The organism is Echinicola sp. 20G, assembly GCF_015533855.1.
Taxonomy (GTDB): Bacteria; Bacteroidota; Bacteroidia; order Cytophagales; family Cyclobacteriaceae; genus Echinicola.
Map to the genome: position 1 here is coordinate 3089734 of NZ_AP024154.1, position 17653 is coordinate 3107386.

The window sequence follows — 17653 nt, forward strand, 5'->3', positions numbered from 1 at the left end:
CCTTTAATCGCACCAATCTGGAATTGAAATACTGAAGTTCTATATGGAAGTTTGTCTGTATCTACCCTTTAATCGCACCAATCTGGAATTGAAATTCAGATCAAATACCCCGTCTTTGTATTTAGGAAGTGCCTTTAATCGCACCAATGTGGAATTGAAATGAAGCTGCTGAGCCATCACCAAAAACCAGTGTCCACCTTTAATCGCACCAATGTGGAATTGAAATAAGGTTTAAGGCCTTGGAATTCAGGAAAGGACTTTGCCTTTAATCGCACCAATGTGGAATTGAAATTATGATGTTATAATCCTTTACTTCGAACAGCTTAAACCTTTAATCGCACCAATGTGGAATTGAAATTAGTCTCCAGGAGCAAATCAGACTACAGAGCATTTTCCTTTAATCGCACCAATGTGGAATTGAAATATACTAAAGCACTCATTTAGCCCCAAACAAGCAAAACCTTTAATCGCACCAATGTGGAATTGAAATAGGGTTTATACCTGATTCCGTGAATATGCTTTCACCCTTTAATCGCACCAATGTGGAATTGAAATAAGTCAGGCACTTTAGCCTCCAAGAAGGCATTGAGCCCTTTAATCGCACCAATCTGGAATTGAAATGGGACTGGGAAAAAGAAGTTCCTAAAACATTTGGCCTTTAATCGCACCAATCTGGAATTGAAATACCATATATTGAGACCTGTTCTTGAACTTCCTCTCTCCTTTAATCGCACCAATGTGGAATTGAAATAGAAGGAAAAGAAGGGGATCGAGGAGGAAGCAGACCCCTTTAATCGCACCAATGTGGAATTGAAATCTGCAGGAAGATTGCAGGCATTCGTTCTCCTCTAAACCTTTAATCGCACCAATGTGGAATTGAAATGAACCGATACCCAGCTGGGAGGAATGGAAAGCCTCCCCTTTAATCGCACCAATGTGGAATTGAAATGTGCCATTGAAATTTTGAGTAATTAGTTGCTTTAGCCCTTTAATCGCACCAATGTGGAATTGAAATCTGATCCTTGGACAAATCTCCCATAACGAGACAATTCCTTTAATCGCACCAATGTGGAATTGAAATAAGTCAGGCACTTTAGCCTCCAAGAAGGCATTGAGCCCTTTAATCGCACCAATCTGGAATTGAAATAGCTCTATCACATTGGAATTGAATTTGGAGAAGTTCCCTTTAATCGCACCAATCTGGAATTGAAATTTTAGTCCTGAAGAGATTTGGCACTTTGATACCTACCTTTAATCGCACCATTGTGGAATTGAAATACTTTAAAAGAAGGGAAATCACTTCGGATAATATCCCTTTAATCGCACCAATATGGAATTGAAATGGTCCAACAGTTGATCATAATGCTCATTGGTTTTCAGCCTTTAATCGCACCAATGTGGAATTGAAATCACCCTGACTGGGTGGGGTATACCACTTTACCTAAATATCCAGGGAAATTGTAATTCCTATTTTGGCGAACGAATTATAATCTTGGAACCTGGAAATAGAATAGAGGAGACGTCGTGGAAACGTCTGGGGAAGGTCCAAATTTTATTTGGTGGTTATCTTATGTTCTTTTATTCAGTGATGAGTTAATTTTTAATGGTCTTCATGAATGCTTTGCATTTCTCCCAATAGTCGGGACAGGCTATTGATGAAAAGAACCAAATCTGCCTGCAGCAGGCAGGAATCTAGGCTGTGGAGCATTCTCCAAATTGAGTAAACCTGGTTGTCGATAACAATTCTTTTGCCTCAATTTGATTTTGTGCCACTTGCTGTTGGCTAAAAATAAGTGGATCTCGCTCTGGATAGTGACGGGTGAACCGACCTCGTAAACGAAAGGGGCAGCCCTGCAAGCTGGCTACTCGCTAAAAACAGTCACAGACTGTTTTCTTTACGCTTGTCCCTCCTATATGGGGTGTTTCATTTGTTTTACCTATTTATTAGTTTTAGAGGATATGTTCAATTGTAAATGTTTACAAGTATTTGATAAGTGTTTGAAATTAGCTTCCAATAACTTGGACTGGAGGATATATGCGCAATGCGTTTATATGCTACGTTACAATTTGACAGCTTATCCTTTAAAAACAACGAATCAGAATTTAATTTTTCTATCTACAGGTTTTTAGATTCACTTTTGCTGAGAAATAATTAATTGAAAAAAATGCGACATAAAATTTTAAAATGGATTATAACAACATTTTTAATAAGTGTTGTTATTTATACACTAATATCTTTAACTCTTATTTACTGGCCTATTAAACTTGAAAAAAATGTAAAGAATTATGATTACAGTTCTATAAAGGAAAACACAAATGTAGCTTTGGGAGTAGAGCAATGGGTGAAAATGAGAGATAACAAGGAGATTTTTAGTAGAGTTTATAAAAGTCAGAGCACAGATGTAATGATTCTTATTCATGGTTCCGGTTCAGAAAGTAGATATTTGTCAGAAATTGCAAATGCAATGGCGAGTGAAGATATTGCTACTGTAATAACACCTGATATAAGAGGGCATGGTAGAAATAAAGGGAAACGAGGTGATATCGATTTCATAGGACAACTTGAAAACGATATTGAAGATTTGATTCGATTTAGCAAGAAAAATCTTAATGCTAAAAAGGTCATTTTGGCTGGTCATTCTTCAGGTGGTGGATTTGTTTTAAGGTTTATTGGAAACCCAAAAAACAGTAATGTAGATCAAGCAATTTTAATTTCGCCCTATTTGGGATATAATTCACCAACAGTAAAACCAAATAGTGGTGGATGGGTAAAAGTAGCCTTAAAAAGAATAATCGGACTTTCAATGCTCAACAATCTAAGTATAAAAAACTTAAACCATTTACCGGTCTTGTTTTTTAATCGTCCTGAAAACATTAATGACAGTCTACAAGTACCTTCGTATTCATACAATATGACCATGAATTTTGATTCAAAAAACTATCAACAAGAGATAGCAAACATATACATACCTTGTTTGGTTTTGGTAGGAAAAGAAGACGAAAGTTTTTATGCTGACCAATTTCCAATCGTATTTAACCCTTCCAAAAAATTTACTCAAGTAGAAATTATGGAAAATGTAAAACATTTAGATATTGTAAGGAACAGTAAAACGGTCAGGTTGATTGAAGAGTGGAATAAAAAGAATAAAAAAACTGCACACATCAACTAGAGCAGATCCAGCTATCTTGGAACAGGCAGTCTGGAGGATGGTTTCCTTTTTTTCATGATTGATAAGAGTTAATGAATGATCTAAAAAGTTACCTGTTCTTGGCTGCTCCTGAAACTACCGCAGGTTTTGTGCAACAAAACCTAAGCTTCAGTCGGGCTCACGGCTTGCCAAAATTTTTTTGCTTATCTGCTATCTTTGGACACAACCGACAGTTTAGCGTTTGTGAAACCCTATAAAAGCTTGGCCAGAACATTAAGCTTTTATAGGGTTTTGATGTTTCACATTAATTGTCAACCTAACTATAGTATTTATCAATCAGGTTGATCAACTTATTTTATACAATTTAAATTGTTTGATTATTTATTCATTAATCATGTTACAATTTAGCTTTTGGGCTGCTGAAGCGGCCATGAGCTTACGGCATAAACACTTTTCTGCCCACTAGGCCCTCCTTTATTCCGTTGCCACTTGGCCTTGATTGCCCTCAAGCTTTGGTGGTACCATAATTAATTTCTAACCATTAAAACGAAATGTTATGGATACCAAGAACAAAAATGTTGTTTCCAGCCATGTAGCCGAAATCGTGCTTAGCTATCGTCCTAATTCTAAAGTTTCAGAGAAGCCCCAAATCGACTCTTCTTTAACGGCCAATAAGATTTTAAGGGCTAATTGGGATGAATCGAAAATTGGGTTCATTGAAGAATTTAAGGTTATTCTACTCAACAGGGCAAACCGGGTGCTTGGAATTATCAATGCCTCCTCTGGCGGATCAGCAGGAACCGTAGTGGATTTAAAGGTGATATTCGGAGCTGCCATGAAGGCTTCAGCATCGGCCATGATCATAGCCCATAACCATCCCTCTGGGAATTTGAAGCCTAGTGAACAGGATAAAAGATTGACTGAAAAGATGGTTAAAGCAGGAAGACTACTTGAATTGCCAGTTATCGACCATGTTATTGTTACTTCTGAGAGTTATTATTCATTCGCAGATGAAGGAGGGCTGTAAGGCCCTTTTTTTATTTACTAATGCCCCAAATTAAATTGTTTTTAGTCAAATCGTTTATATCTGGAATTTGCATTTATGGATAATATCAAAGAAAGTTCCCCAAATTGGTCCGGAAATATCCCAATTGGATATAACAATATTAATTATAAAAAGTTATTATTTTTTATTAAGTTTAATCACTTAAAGATATAACTATTAGTGAATAATTGCTAAGTTTAAAAAAACTATCAACTAATGTATTCTAGAACAATTAAACCTGTCATTGAAAATAAGATAGGGAAAGGAAAAGCCATCATTATTATTGGCCCTCGCCAAGTGGGAAAGACTACTTTACTGAAAGAATTACTTATTGATAAACCGCATTTGTTTCTCGATGGGGATGATCCGGTTGTACGAGGCTTATTGGACAGTCCTAATACTGAACAAATTCGATCTATTATCGGCAAGAATAAAATGGTGTTTATCGATGAGGCGCAAAGAATATCTGGAATTGGTTTAACCCTAAAGATAATTACCGACCAGTTTAAAGATGTTCAGCTTTTGGTAAGTGGATCATCTTCATTTGACTTGTCCCATGCATTAAACGAGCCTTTGACTGGAAGAAAGTGGGAGTATGAACTGTTACCAATAAGTTGGGAGGAATTTGAAAATTACCATGGATATCTAGTTTCCGAACAGCAATTGGAAAATAGATTGTTATATGGATTCTATCCTGATGTTCTTAATAATCCCGGAGAAGAGAAGGAAATACTATTGCAGCTTGTTAATAGCTATTTATATAGGGATATCCTAGCCTTTTCTAATATAAGAAAACCAGAGGTTTTAGAAAAGTTGGTGCAGGCACTGGCACTTCAGGTAGGTAGTGAAGTAAATTATAATGAACTGGCTCAAACAGTTGGCGTTGATAAAAATACTGTTTCAAACTATATTGATATTTTGGAAAAAGGCTTTGTTGTTTATCGACTAAATAGCTTTAGTCGAAACTTAAGAAATGAGATCAAAAAGAATAAGAAAATCTACTTTTATGATAATGGAGTACGAAATACAATCCTTGGGAATTTCAATAGCCTGGAACTAAGACAGGACACTGGTGCATTATGGGAAAACTTTCTGATCACAGAACGTAAAAAACAAATCACCTATAAGAATACTTTTGCAAAAGACTATTTTTGGAGGACAAAGCAACAACAAGAGGTGGATTTAGTGGAGGAAAAAGATGGTGAACTTACTGGCTATGAATTTAAATGGAGTGGAAAAAAACGTATAAAACTTCCAAAGACTTTTGTAGAGGCATATGGAGCAAATGAGAAAATTGTTACCCGAGAAAATTTCAGAGAATTTGTTATTATCTAGTATGATTCTTTGTGGGCAAAATAGTGTTAGTAGTTGAAAGAGAATAAAGAGGCAAGGATGACTCTTTATTACCCATGCAAATTATAGATGAGACTATGTAAATATGGCTAAAATTATTGGTCATTTTACACCCGTTAAGTTAATGGGAAGTCTCAATAATTGGCGGAGATATGATGGAAATAAAATATGGTTGAAATTATCCTGGACTTTTAACCGAAGTAATTTGAAAGTAAAATTCGATAGTTCGAAAATTTTTATATATTTGTGGTATAATGGAAGATTATAGGCCTTAAAATAAATTTGAGAGCAATTAGGTGACAAGATATTTTTAGATACAATTAACTTGTTGATTTATAGTGTTTTATGATATAAGGTTCGAGTCCCGCCACTCCGACAAAATGGAGTGCAATTCCAACCAAAACCCTTCAGATCGTATGATTTGGAGGGTTTGATGTTTTTTATACCACAAAAAACATCAAACAATTTCAAGGAAAATGAGACCTATTCGGTGACCTTTTTAATTTCTTAAATTAGGTCACCAGTTAGAGCTTAACTTGTGATATTCATTGAGTTCCTGATCTCTGATTTTGGGTGTTTTTGAGCCGTTTTGGGCTTTAAAACTGTTCATTCTGGTGACCTTTTTTGAACAAAAGGAATCAGATCAACCAAAATATTATTAAGAATGAGATATTCAAAAACCTTTGGTATTCAGTTTATTATCCGACAAAACAAACTTGATGAAAATGGTTTGACTCCCGTAAGGGCTCGAATTACAGTTGATGGAAAACGTGCTGAAATCTCTGTAAAGAAGAAAATACTTCCCAGTCTTTGGGATCACGGAAGGGGAAAAATAAGAGGTAATAACCCTGAGTCTAGAAATTTTAATCGCTTTCTTGAGCATGTAAGGGCAAGGGTTTTGGAATGCTATCAAGAACTTTTTATTGAAAAAAAGACTATTACCCCGGAAGCAATTAAAAATAGATTTTTGGGGATTGAGGAAGAGAAACATACATTGATGGAACTTATTGATTTTCACAATACCCAAAATATCGGGGTTCTTGCAAAGGGTACACTGAAAAATTACAAAACTACAGAAAGGCACCTTCTGGAATTTCTTAAAACCAAGAAAAGGAAAACAGATATTTCTTTATCGGAAATCGATTATAAGTTCATAACTGATTATGAGCACCATCTCAGGACTTTCAAACCAAAAGATCATAAACGCAGGGCGGTGGCCAATAATGGGGTAATGAAACATTTGATTAGATTAAAAAAGATATTGACGCTTGCCATTAAAAAGGACAAAAAAATCCATTACCCAATAATTAGTTTTGTTACAAGAAGGGAAAAATGAATTTTTCTTTCACTTACTACGGACAATTGTCTATTGTTTAGCTTTTCAGATTCAGAAAAAAAAATCAAGTATTTATGTATCTAGTTACATTTATTCACTAACTTTGTGTTACCGGTTACATTGTTTGGGTTTGGATCGCCTCTATTTTCCTGAAATTTAGGTGTAAGCGGTAGTTTAAAAAGTTAATGAGATCAGTTATGCAAACTAGCAACGTACAACTAAAAGCCAATTTTGCCCTCGGTATGGTGTGCATCATATGGGGCACAACTTATTATGCAATCAAAATAGGAGTGGAGTCAATGCCTCCTTTTCTATTTTTAGGAATTAGGCAATTCATTGCGGGCCTCGTACTTGTCCTTATATTGGCAATGTTTAGAAGGCATCGTAGCTTTTTAAGATGGAAATATTTTAAGGGCCAGGCAGTTCCGGGAATATTTCTGATAGGTTTGGGAAACGGTCTTCTTGGAATGGCCGAAAAGTATGTCCCGACAGGACTGATTGGGATAATCTATTCGTTGGTCCCTATAATTGTGCTAATGTATAATATTACTTTCACCAAAGGATACCATATCAACCGCTTTACAGTACTGAGTATTCTTTTTGGTTTGGCAGGAGTTGTCTTTCTATTTGGTGATAACTCTCAACAAGGCCCGACCGATAGCAGTTATAACTTCGGCTTAATTTTGGCGTTTATTTGTGCCATTTGTTGGGCTATAGGTGGGATAATCAGTAAAATGACAGCATCCAGTAGCAACACCTTAATCAATACGGCATTCCAACTTATTTCCGGTGGTCTTTTTCTTTTTGTCCTTAGTTTGTTTTTTAGGGAAAGACTACCTACTGAAATTGATAGGTATGCCTTGTGGTCTTTGCTCTACCTAACAGTGGTCGCTTCTTTACTGACCTTTAATGCCTACGTTTACGCATTGAAACATTTACCTTTGGATACTGTTGCCATACACACCTATATTAACCCATTGGTTGCCATAATAATTGGTTGGGCCCTTCTAGATGAACCAGTAACAATTTTCACTGTTTTGGCGGGTGGCTTGATATTGATCAGTGTGGTTTTTACCAATAAATCAAAAAAAATAAAGAGCTCGTTTGGAGAAAATAGGTTACACGCAAGAAAAGGTGTATCTGGATAGTTTCTTTTGGGCTTGTTTCTTTATTGATATCTTTGATTAAATATTTGAAACATGATACAGGAGGATTTTTTACTGGAAATGGGGCATGATGGACTGACCGCTCGCTTGAAAAGATTAAGTGATTTGTTTATATATCAAACCAAAGAATTCTATAAATCCAAGAAATTGGACATTGAACCCAATTGGCATATGGTTTTTCTATTGCTGCAAAAGCATAATAAGCTTACGGTTACAGAAATGGCAGAGACCCTTCGCATCTCCCATCCAGCAATGATCAAGTTAATTAATAAAATGAAGAAAAGTGGGTACATCTCTTCCCAACAGGACAAAAGCGATTTAAGGAAATTTTACCTGTCACTTTCGAAAAAAGCGGTTAGGGAATTGCCTAAACTTGAAATGCACTGGAAGGCACTTTCTCAAGCATTAAAGGAAATGATGGACAATGATGAAACTATTTTGAAGTTACTTGGCAATATGGAGAATAAGTTCATTGAGATGGATTATATGAGTAGGGCAGAAGAAAAGATGAATAAATAATTAGCTTTAGGAGCAAGGTTTCTTTTGCTCCCTTAAATGTTACTGCTCAAATAGTCATGACTTGCCATTTTTTTGAATTCATTCAAGTTGTAACTTTTTTTTTATGAATTGAATGTAGGTTTAATGCCTATACAATATCATATTGATCGAGGATGATAATTATAGGGCTGTGAGATAATTATTCCTGAAACTCATTTTAGTATGTCATACCCATTTATCGCCGTGTAAAGAGCTGTAAACCACCTTGAATGTAAGGCTCTCTTCGTTCTTATCATCAATGAACTCTTGGAAAGGTTCACTATCTACCGTTGATCCTAGAAGAGTCATTACATCTCCTGCTTTAATCATGATCCTTGGACTTAAGTAATTAACGGGCAGTTTGGTAGGAGCGAAAAAATTATCTAAGAAATATTTTGAAAGGCCCATTTCATGTTCCTTATTATCGATATTAATTATTGCTTTTACTATTCGAGCTGACTCAAAGCCAGTGTTCGGAATCGTGAACTCCATTCAGGAATCGGTAGGTCGGACTATTTCAAACTTTAGATTAAGGTTTACCGATACCTGTTGCTCTCTGTGAATAAGTTCAGTTTGTTGACTTAGAAGATTGGTTTGGTGCAAAATAACCACCAATGTATCCCAGCCAATAATCATTGCTCTGATATGGAGAATACGGTTGGCATCGATAGATGATTTGGGCTTTTTAGATTTCAAAAAAAAGCAATGTTGATATTTATTTAAAGTCCCAAATTTAAAATATTCCAAGATTCTCATTTAAAGACCATTTATTATAACCGAATTGTAATCAGATAGTTGAAATTACCTCATTTTATTTTTCATAAAATTGTAAGATTGAAATCAATATGATTAATCATTAATGAGTGTTTTATCTATTATAATTATATAGTGAAAAGGTGATTTGATCGGAGAAACATGTTTTGCTTAATAAAAGTCCAGTTTTGTTTGAAGACTTACAATCGTGACAGATAAGGGAACCATGAATTTAAAGCAGTTAAGGCTCCAAAGGGTAAGTATGAAAGTACATTTTGAGCAATACAAAATTGTTCATTATTAAAATTAAGTTAATGAGTTATAAATTACTGTATTTAAAGTCATTATAAGTCCTGTTTTTCCTCTATTGATTGACTGAAATTATCTTATGTTATGAAAGTATTATTCATAATAGAAATATACGGAATCGATTTCGCAATTAAATGTTGGGTTTTATTTGAGCGAGATGTAAAATACCGACATATTAGCATTGCTAAAACCTTAAAGCATAAATATTCTGAAGATATCATTGGTGGTCAACTTAAGATCTTAGCTGTGTTATTTTGTTGTAGAAATGTGGTTGTGAAAAGCGTGATTTTGGGTAGCATTTTAGAACGGTGTGTTACAGCCAATTTTTAAAAATGAGTTGTTAAAAGAATTTGCTTTCAATTCCAATATTGGATAAAAGGGGGCAACCATCATTAAAACAATCTTATCTCAGTATAAAAGGTATTAATATAATGAATTTTAATTAGGTAATAATATACCATAGGTTTGTAAATTATTTAAAAATGAATTGGTTAAAAAAAAGTAACTATGCGTTTTTACTTTCAATTTTGATATTAGGCGGTTTCGGTTGTGAGTCTAATTCAGAAAGTGGAAATGAAGATATACTTGACTTAGTCGATGTATTCTTGGGGACTTCTGGAGACCATGGGCAAATGTCTCCTGCTGCATCATATCCTTTTAGTTTGATGAGTATTGCCCCCAAAACTTACCCATATACCCATACAGGATATGAAAAATACGCCAAAACGGTTGAAGGTTTTACACATAACCGTATTGAAGGAGTTGGCTGCAAAGGAGCAGGAAGTAATTTATTATTGAAACCTTATCTGGGCTCCCAAGCGGAGAAAGATACATTGACCAAAATAGCGGAATCTGCTTCCCCGGGCTATTATTCTATCGCTTTTTCAAATGGCATATCCAATAGAATCACAGTAAATGAAAATGAGGGGTTGCACCACATTAGTTTTCCACAAGGAGTGGAGAAAGGCTTATACATTGATCTTACTCATACTATTGCAAATAGGTTTTTGGATGCCCAGTATGAATTTAAAGATGGGGCTGTTTTAGGTTGGGTACATGGGAAAACCACATGCCACAGAGGAGCGTATAAGCTTTATTTTGCAGTCAAATCCGAAGAGGTGTCAAACTGGGAATTCATAGATGAATATCATTTCAAAGCCAGTTTTTCCAAAGATTTGAAAGAAATGGGTTTGAGAGTGGCTTGGTCTTCTGTGAGTTCGGAAGAGGCACTTTTGAATATTACTGAGGGTTCATTTGATCAGTTAAAAAACAAGACTGAAGAGGAATGGAGGTCACGATTATCTTCCATTAGTGTTGAGGGGGATAGGCAGGATAAAAGAATGTTTTTTTCTTTACTCTATAGAACTTTTCAAGCTCCCTTCAAGGTCAGCGAAGAAGGAGGGTTGACTCGAAACAATCAGGGTGAGGAGGTAAGGCTAGAACATGACAATTATAATGGTTGGGCAGTATGGGATAATTACCGCACCCAATTACCTCTCCTATCAATTTTAGCTCCTACGAATTATCAGCATATCGTATCCTCGTTGGCATGGTTATATAAATTTGGTAAAGTTTCTTGGGCTACCCAAAATGAATCTAGTTTAACTGTCCGGACTGAACATACCGGAGTGGTTTTGCTGGATGCCGCAAGAAAGGGCTATGAATTGGATATTAACGAAATATTGGATAGTATGCGACTCGAGTCCGTCAACTTGCCTTTTAATTCCCCTGATCAAAAACTGGAAACATGCTATGATTACTGGGCACTATCAGAACTACTGTGTATGACTGATAATCTAGAGGAGGCTAATTTTTACCGGGAAAAAGCAAGAAGTTATCGAAAAGTTTGGAAAGATGAGTTTGAGGATATTAGAAGAAATGATGTGGACAGGATGCAGGCTAGAGGACTTTATCAAGGAACCATTTGGCAGTATCGCTGGTTTGTACCTTTCGACCTAAATGGCCTCAAGGAAATGATTGGGGGAGATGATAAACTTGTAGAGCAATTGGATACATTTTTTGAAAGCCATTATTATAATCATGCCAATCAACCGGATCTTCAGGTGCCCTTTATATATCAGGCTACAGGAGCTCCATTTAAGGGACAAAGGCTAGTGAGGCACTTATTACAGGATACGGTCATCCATCATTATACCACTGGAAATGAAAGAGGCACTGGCTCTACTGTTATGCCAATATATCGCTTACAGCCTCAAGCTTACTTACCCTCCATGGATGATGATGCTGGTACAATGAGCTCTTGGTACGTTTTTGGAGCTAGTGGTTTCTTTCCTGTAAATGTTGGATCACCATATTACTACCTACATTTACCGATGTTTAAAAAAGTCAGGATCAAGGTAGAAGGAAATGAATTTTTTGAATTGAGCGTGAAGAATTTTGATACAGAAAGAAGATACATTGCCTCCGCTACCTTGAACGGTAAAAAACTAGAGAGAAACTGGATAAGTCATAAAGAAATTATGGAGGGTGGAAAATTGGAATTTGTTGCCTCCAAAAAACCTACTGAATGGGGGAAGGAAGGCCTCTGGGTATCTGATTTGGATAAGGTACTCCAATAGTTACATTGGCTAAGGAAGCAAATTATAAAGCAGAAGGTTAAAGAATCCTTCTGCTTTATAAGCTTACAAAGTGGAGACATAATCTAAAAAGGGAGAGCTTTGTTCGTAAGAAGTTTAGGTAAGTTAGTCGGGAAAGGAAAGTGTCACACTAATATTAACTGTATTTTCAAATAAGGTTATGTACTGTTTAATCTTTTAATATCCCTTGTGAATGAATTGTGTTTGTCTGTTTGTTTCCCCATTCTTTATTCGCCTTTTCCCCCATGACGAATTCTAACACGCCACCTTTCATAATATCGTCATGACTGATCCAAGGAACCTCTAAGTCAGTATCATTTAATGATGCTGATTGGATATACTTATGGCTGTCTGAGTTACCTGTTGCGATAATGGTAAAATCTTTTCCATTAGAAAGGTGGACGATGACCTTTTCAAAGAATGGACTACCAATAGTATAAATGGGAAGGCCAGGTGTGATAGGGTAGAAGCCCATTTGTGAGAAAACCACAAATGAAGACATCCCTCCACCGTCTTCATCCCCAGGGACGCCCATCAAATCATTCCTAAACCATATTTTAATCAGGCTCCTGATCCTTTTTTGGGTTTTCCAGGGTTGACCAACATAGTTATAGAGGTATGGAATGTGCAAGGAAGGTTCATTGGCCATAGAAAACTGCCCCACATTTCCCGTTTGATCTGGTAATTGTGCGTAAAAGCGATTCTTGCTTCTACCTAAAGACTCAGAAAATGTATGGTCAAGATTTGCTGCAAAATTATCTTTCCCTCCCATTAGGAATATTAAATCTTCAATATTGTGCTGGACATCCCACCGATAGGTCCACCCATTGTTTTCTCCATAGTATTCACGTGCTCCTGTACCGCCGGAAAATTTATAATCAAAAGGCTTGATAAATTGGCCTTTATCATCTTTTGGGTGAAAGAATCCCGTTGAATCATTGAATAGATTTCGATAATTATACGATCGCTGCAAAAAATAAGCAGACTCTTCCTTAAAGTTCAACTCTTTAGCAATTTGTGCAAGACACCAATCATCGTAGGAGGTACCTAAAGTGACAGCCACAGGTTGACGTTTTTCAAAACCACTAACCTCAGGCACTGTTTCTTTTTCTCCAGGATATAGTGCAGGAATATACCCGTGTTTACCATAGAATCCACTAAGGTATCCAGCAGGTTTTCCAGACCAAGGTGCCAGCGTTTTTTCTGTAATCGCTCCCTTGGCCGCTTTATAGGCTTTCTCCAAATCGAATTGATCTATTCCTTTTCGATAAGCATCAATTAGGGTAGCCACCCCATGATTAGAATTCATTCTTCGGCTATCTCCTGTTATTTCGGGAAAAGTAGGAAGCCAAAAATCATCCATTTGCTCCGACATGCGCAGAAACGAAAGAATGATATCATTTTCTTTATCAGGATCGATCAGTATTCTCAATGGATGATGCGCTCGATAAGAATCCCAAATCCAATCATCTGTGTAAAATGGCATGTCATCATCTTCATGTACCTTTCCATCAAAGGCACTAAAGTACCTTCCGTCTTCCGAGATACACACTGGTCTTTCGAAACACCTATAGAATGAGGTGTAAAAGACTTTCTTGTTTTCTTCTGAACCTCCGGAAACTTCAATTTTACCCAAAGCGTCATTCCATGATTTTCTACCTTCTTCATGAATCTTGATTATGGACTTGCCTTTTACCTCGCGATTCAAATTATTAGAAGCCTGAGTTTTATCAATGAATGAAATACCATATTCAAAAGAAACCCTATTGCCCGTGTCAAATTTAAGAATTAGAGTCTGGTGCGCTTCGCCCTTTTTTACTTTTATCAACTCATTGGATTCACTAAAGGTGAAAACTTCCTTTGGTTGCTTGCTGGGTGTTCCAAACATGTAGACGCGGGTATTATTGGCCAGGTTTTGATATCCGCCAATCGAATTATCTTCCCAAACTAATTCTCCATTTCTGGAATTCACGATAAGGTAATAAGGTTTGTTTTTTGAAAATGTCAAACCATATTTTGCTGATTGATGGGACAAACCAAAATCAACTTCAATTTCCTGTTCATCAAGGAAAACATGGTAAGAATAGGGAGTGATTTTTTCCTGATCATAACTGTATGGTATAATTGACCTTAACTCACTTATATCACCTTGAAAAGGACTAAGATTAAATGCGGAACTTCCTCTATGACTAGTAACAATTATAGGTAGTCCATGTAGGTAATCACTCGTAAAATCCCTCCTTTCAGGATAAATACGCATCATACTGTTAGGTAAGTGTATGGTCGGATAGGTAGGAACCAATAAGTGGCTGATGTTACCCATATAAGGATTTACATAGTCTACAGGAGACTTTTTTTCATTGATTTTATTCTGCGCAAATAAAGGGATGCTTAATAACAAGGAAATATAGAATAGAGGCATAGCTCTGCCTAGTAAGATTTTTTTTATAATCATATGTATGCTGTAAAATATTTTGATTAAAAGAGTGTATGAGTGCAAATATGACCAGCAAGCAGGCTGGAATGTTTTTATAGGGTTGGCTCATAGCCCTTTTGGTATTCCCTTGACCATAATTTCCTGGCCGTTTTACTGTTTAAGATATGTCCATTTTTTGGGTCACATTCCAGTACTTCTCCGGTTCTTGAGGCAATGTTTGCCAAATGACACAATAACACACTTTTTGCCCCCTCTTCAATGGGAGAGTTAGATGTTTGTTTTCCTCGAACTGCCTCAAAAAAATTAATGACATGGCTTGTGGAAATATTCCCACCACCACCCAGGGCAGTTCCTGACTCTGTGCCATTTCCAATATTTTTCCTTACCAACTTTCCCTCTCTATCAAATAATTTATATCCATTTCTATCTACAAAAACTGAACCTTCTGTTCCATAAATTATGGTTCCACGTTCTCCACCATAAGTATTCATTTGGTTTCGACTTTTTCCATCCCATTGGATTGTTTTATTTTCTTTAAACTTAAATACTGCATCCATGGTATCATACATGGTCCACCCATCATCCACAAAATGATATTTACCTGAGTCAACTTCCACGCGATGGGGGAAATCAACATCCAGTGCCCATCTAGCAATATCGATTTCGTGAGTGCCATTATTGCCTGTTTCACCAGTGCCAAAATCCCAGCCATACCAATGCCAATTATAGTTCCAAGTATCGTGCATGTATTCTTTTCGAGGAGATGGACCTTGAAATAAATCCCAGTCCAATCCTTTTGGAGGTGCTGCTTTTACGGGGTTTGGAACTCTGCCTCTTGCTGTGGAATAAAATGCAGTGGCTTTATAGGCTTTACCTATTATACCATTATGAATTTCCTGAATAATCTCAATACTCTGTAAGGATGAACGCTGTTGGTTACCCATTTGAATAACTTTCCCATACTTATTTTTATATTCTACCAATAACTCTCCCTCTCTTGGATTATGACTACAGGGCTTCTCCACATAGACATGTTTTCCTGCTTCTACTGCTCTCCATGTACCAGGAGCATGCCAATGGTCCGGGGTTGCATTGATTAATACATCTACTTCTCTATCCTCGATGACATTAAAAATATTTTGCTCCAATTTGGGAACATAATCCAATCTTTTGGAAAAATTTTGAGCGGCCTTTTCCCTTTGGGATTGCATGACATCGCATAGGTATAATAAATTCACGTTGGATTGCTTCTGGCTAAGGGGGCTGTAAAATGCTCCAAGTCTTCTTCCCAAACCGCATACAGCTACATTCAACCTTTCATTGGCTCCTAGAATCCGGGCATAGCTTTTAGCACTGAAACCAATTGCACCCAAAGAACTTAAGCCAACGGTGGTAAGGGCTGATTTTTTTATAAATTCTCTTCTATAATTAATTTGTTTATTTTTCATTTCGATACTTTTCATTTTATGTAATAATTATGGACTGGTTTAGTCTAGCTTTTTGATTTTAATACTCTTATAACTGACATGGTTTCCATGATCCTGAAGAAGTAGATGGCCTTTAGGAGCTTGGCCAAAATTTTTCCAACCCTTATATTTGGATCCTGAAACCAAATCCTGAAATTCATTGGAGCCCCTGTCGTATTCAAGAACTTTAGTTCCATTTAGGTAATGCTCCACGTGATTATTGGGGTGTACTACAATTCTTCCTTGATTCCACTCACCGATTCTTTTAGTGTATTGCTTTTTGGAAGGAATCAAGTCATATAGAGAGGCGAGTGTTCGGTTACCATTTTTCCCTTTAATTGCATCAGGATGTACCTTATCATCCAGAATTTGGTATTCCAACCCAATTGCTGATCCTTCGGTTTTCTCCTCTAACGTAACAAAGTATTTAAGTCCAGAATTGGCCCCTTTGCTTAATTTAAACTGAAAAGACAAGTCAAAGGCAGCATATTGTTCTAGAGTTACTATATTACCATAAGTCATTGATTCACTTCCATCAGACTCCATAATACTGAGCTCACCATTCTCAATGATCCACCCTTCTTTTGGGAATCCTTGGAGATCCACATCACTCCACCCCAGTGAATTGTGGCCCGTAAAAAGTAACTTCCATCCATCTTGTATCTCATAATCGGTCAGGGTGTTATCTACAGTGCTTACCACAAAATGACCGGGTTCAAATGGGAGCGGGGTGAGGTTTTCTGTCTGGATTCTGATATTTTTAAAATAGGTCTTTCTGCCTTCATGCGCTTTCACGTCTAAAATATTATGTACCTGTAGGCCTATGTTTCCTTTTTGGTCCGTTTCATCAACTAAATAGGCCACAGGAACTCCATTGACCCATGTTTTTATTTCTCTGCCAATTACCTCAATCCTGTACCTATTGTATTCTCCCAGGTGAAAGGCCTTACGGGCATTTGGATTTAGGGATAGGGGATATAACCAGCCCCTTCTGGATTCATCATAGATTCCCCCTGACCAAGCTCTTTCTTTGGCATCTGCTTCTACCTGATAACCATAGATTCGGTTTCGGGTTGAATCGTATTGTCCACGAATCATTACGCCGGAGTTGCTCGTTTCATCCTCTATTTTCAGATCCAACTCTAGAATAAAATTGGAATAGGTCTTTTCCGTACATAAAAAGGTATTGGGAGTGTTTACTTTTGAAATACCTACAATGGCACCGTCCTCTATTACAAAATCGGCTTCGCCACCAAGTACTTTCCAGCCATTGAAGGATTTTCCATCAAATAATTTCGTCCATTTAGATTCATTATGATGTTGGTCGTTTTTTATTTGGAATGCACATACCATTAACAATACACTGCAAATTCCCGTCAGCAGCATTATCTTATTTTTCATATTTTTTGATTTTTAATCAATAGTGTCCCAACTGAGTGAAGCACACAGTCATTTCATTCGGCCTTTTTGGCCATCAGATCTTATTTATAAATTGTTTATAATGA

12 protein-coding genes and 1 CRISPR repeat array (1 of these 13 cut by a window edge) are annotated in these 17653 nt (G+C 36.7%); of the genes, 7 read left to right on the forward strand and 5 right to left on the reverse strand.

Features of this window, described 5'->3' with window-relative positions:
• Positions 1 to 1410: a CRISPR direct-repeat array (repeat unit 30 nt; unit sequence CCTTTAATCGCACCAATCTGGAATTGAAAT); it begins 1782 nt to the left of the window's first position.
• Positions 1411 to 2165: 755 nt separating this feature from the next.
• From JL001_RS12805 to JL001_RS12830, 6 genes are all read left to right on the forward strand, one after another.
• On the forward strand, positions 2166 to 3170 hold the full coding sequence (locus JL001_RS12805; RefSeq protein ID WP_200976509.1) for an alpha/beta hydrolase: 1005 nt from the start codon (positions 2166 to 2168) through the stop codon (positions 3168 to 3170).
• 535 nt (positions 3171 to 3705) lie between these two features.
• The gene (locus JL001_RS12810) at positions 3706 to 4176 is read left to right on the forward strand and encodes a JAB domain-containing protein (RefSeq protein ID WP_200976511.1); all 471 of its coding nucleotides are present in this window, start codon (positions 3706 to 3708) and stop codon (positions 4174 to 4176) included.
• A gap of 234 nt (positions 4177 to 4410) precedes the next feature.
• Positions 4411 to 5529 carry an ATP-binding protein gene (locus JL001_RS12815; RefSeq protein WP_200976513.1) on the forward strand — a complete coding sequence of 373 codons (1119 nt, stop codon included), beginning with the start codon at positions 4411 to 4413 and terminating at the stop codon, positions 5527 to 5529.
• A 682-nt stretch (positions 5530 to 6211) separates the two neighbouring features.
• The gene (locus JL001_RS12820) at positions 6212 to 6883 is read left to right on the forward strand and encodes a phage integrase SAM-like domain and Arm DNA-binding domain-containing protein (RefSeq protein ID WP_200976515.1); all 672 of its coding nucleotides are present in this window, start codon (positions 6212 to 6214) and stop codon (positions 6881 to 6883) included.
• A gap of 197 nt (positions 6884 to 7080) precedes the next feature.
• A complete protein-coding gene (locus tag JL001_RS12825) occupies positions 7081 to 8031 on the forward strand; it encodes a DMT family transporter (protein ID WP_200976517.1) in 951 nt (316 codons plus the stop codon).
• A gap of 51 nt (positions 8032 to 8082) precedes the next feature.
• Complete coding sequence (locus JL001_RS12830) at positions 8083 to 8568, forward strand: MarR family winged helix-turn-helix transcriptional regulator (RefSeq protein ID WP_236252801.1); 486 nt, start codon at positions 8083 to 8085, stop codon at positions 8566 to 8568.
• A 204-nt stretch (positions 8569 to 8772) separates the two neighbouring features.
• Here JL001_RS12830 and JL001_RS12835 read toward each other — a convergent pair whose 3' ends face one another.
• Both JL001_RS12835 and JL001_RS12840 read right to left on the reverse strand, forming a co-directional pair.
• A complete protein-coding gene (locus tag JL001_RS12835; protein WP_200976519.1) occupies positions 8773 to 9078 on the reverse strand; it encodes a hypothetical protein in 306 nt (101 codons plus the stop codon).
• Positions 9079 to 9282, reverse strand: a complete 204-nt coding sequence (locus tag JL001_RS12840; RefSeq protein WP_200976521.1) for a hypothetical protein — start codon at positions 9280 to 9282, stop codon at positions 9079 to 9081. It abuts the gene before it with no gap.
• 848 nt (positions 9283 to 10130) lie between these two features.
• Here JL001_RS12840 and JL001_RS12845 point away from each other — a divergent pair.
• On the forward strand, positions 10131 to 12227 hold the full coding sequence (locus JL001_RS12845; protein WP_200976523.1) for a glycoside hydrolase domain-containing protein: 2097 nt from the start codon (positions 10131 to 10133) through the stop codon (positions 12225 to 12227).
• Positions 12228 to 12414: 187 nt separating this feature from the next.
• Here JL001_RS12845 and JL001_RS12850 read toward each other — a convergent pair whose 3' ends face one another.
• The 3 genes from JL001_RS12850 to JL001_RS12860 all read right to left on the reverse strand — a co-directional run bounded on the left by JL001_RS12850 (position 12415) and on the right by JL001_RS12860 (position 17549).
• Positions 12415 to 14700 carry a GH92 family glycosyl hydrolase gene (locus tag JL001_RS12850; RefSeq protein ID WP_236252802.1) on the reverse strand — a complete coding sequence of 762 codons (2286 nt, stop codon included), beginning with the start codon at positions 14698 to 14700 and terminating at the stop codon, positions 12415 to 12417.
• A gap of 74 nt (positions 14701 to 14774) precedes the next feature.
• The gene (locus tag JL001_RS12855) at positions 14775 to 16130 is read right to left on the reverse strand and encodes a Gfo/Idh/MocA family protein (protein WP_200976525.1); all 1356 of its coding nucleotides are present in this window, start codon (positions 16128 to 16130) and stop codon (positions 14775 to 14777) included.
• A gap of 39 nt (positions 16131 to 16169) precedes the next feature.
• The gene (locus JL001_RS12860; protein ID WP_370567373.1) at positions 16170 to 17549 is read right to left on the reverse strand and encodes a DUF1080 domain-containing protein; all 1380 of its coding nucleotides are present in this window, start codon (positions 17547 to 17549) and stop codon (positions 16170 to 16172) included.
• Between the last annotated feature and the right edge of the window lie 104 nt (positions 17550 to 17653).

Coding starts and splice junctions, on each gene's coding strand:
- JL001_RS12805 (WP_200976509.1), top strand. CDS start 2,166: ATGCGACATAAAATTTTAAAATGGATTATAACAACATTTTTAATAAGT.
- JL001_RS12810 (WP_200976511.1), top strand. CDS start 3,706: ATGGATACCAAGAACAAAAATGTTGTTTCCAGCCATGTAGCCGAAATC.
- JL001_RS12815 (WP_200976513.1), top strand. CDS start 4,411: ATGTATTCTAGAACAATTAAACCTGTCATTGAAAATAAGATAGGGAAA.
- JL001_RS12820 (WP_200976515.1), top strand. CDS start 6,212: ATGAGATATTCAAAAACCTTTGGTATTCAGTTTATTATCCGACAAAAC.
- JL001_RS12825 (WP_200976517.1), top strand. CDS start 7,081: ATGCAAACTAGCAACGTACAACTAAAAGCCAATTTTGCCCTCGGTATG.
- JL001_RS12830 (WP_236252801.1), top strand. CDS start 8,083: ATGATACAGGAGGATTTTTTACTGGAAATGGGGCATGATGGACTGACC.
- JL001_RS12835 (WP_200976519.1), bottom strand. CDS start 9,078: ATGGAGTTCACGATTCCGAACACTGGCTTTGAGTCAGCTCGAATAGTA.
- JL001_RS12845 (WP_200976523.1), top strand. CDS start 10,131: ATGAATTGGTTAAAAAAAAGTAACTATGCGTTTTTACTTTCAATTTTG.
- JL001_RS12850 (WP_236252802.1), bottom strand. CDS start 14,700: ATGATTATAAAAAAAATCTTACTAGGCAGAGCTATGCCTCTATTCTAT.
- JL001_RS12855 (WP_200976525.1), bottom strand. CDS start 16,130: ATGAAAAATAAACAAATTAATTATAGAAGAGAATTTATAAAAAAATCA.
- JL001_RS12860 (WP_370567373.1), bottom strand. CDS start 17,549: ATGAAAAATAAGATAATGCTGCTGACGGGAATTTGCAGTGTATTGTTA.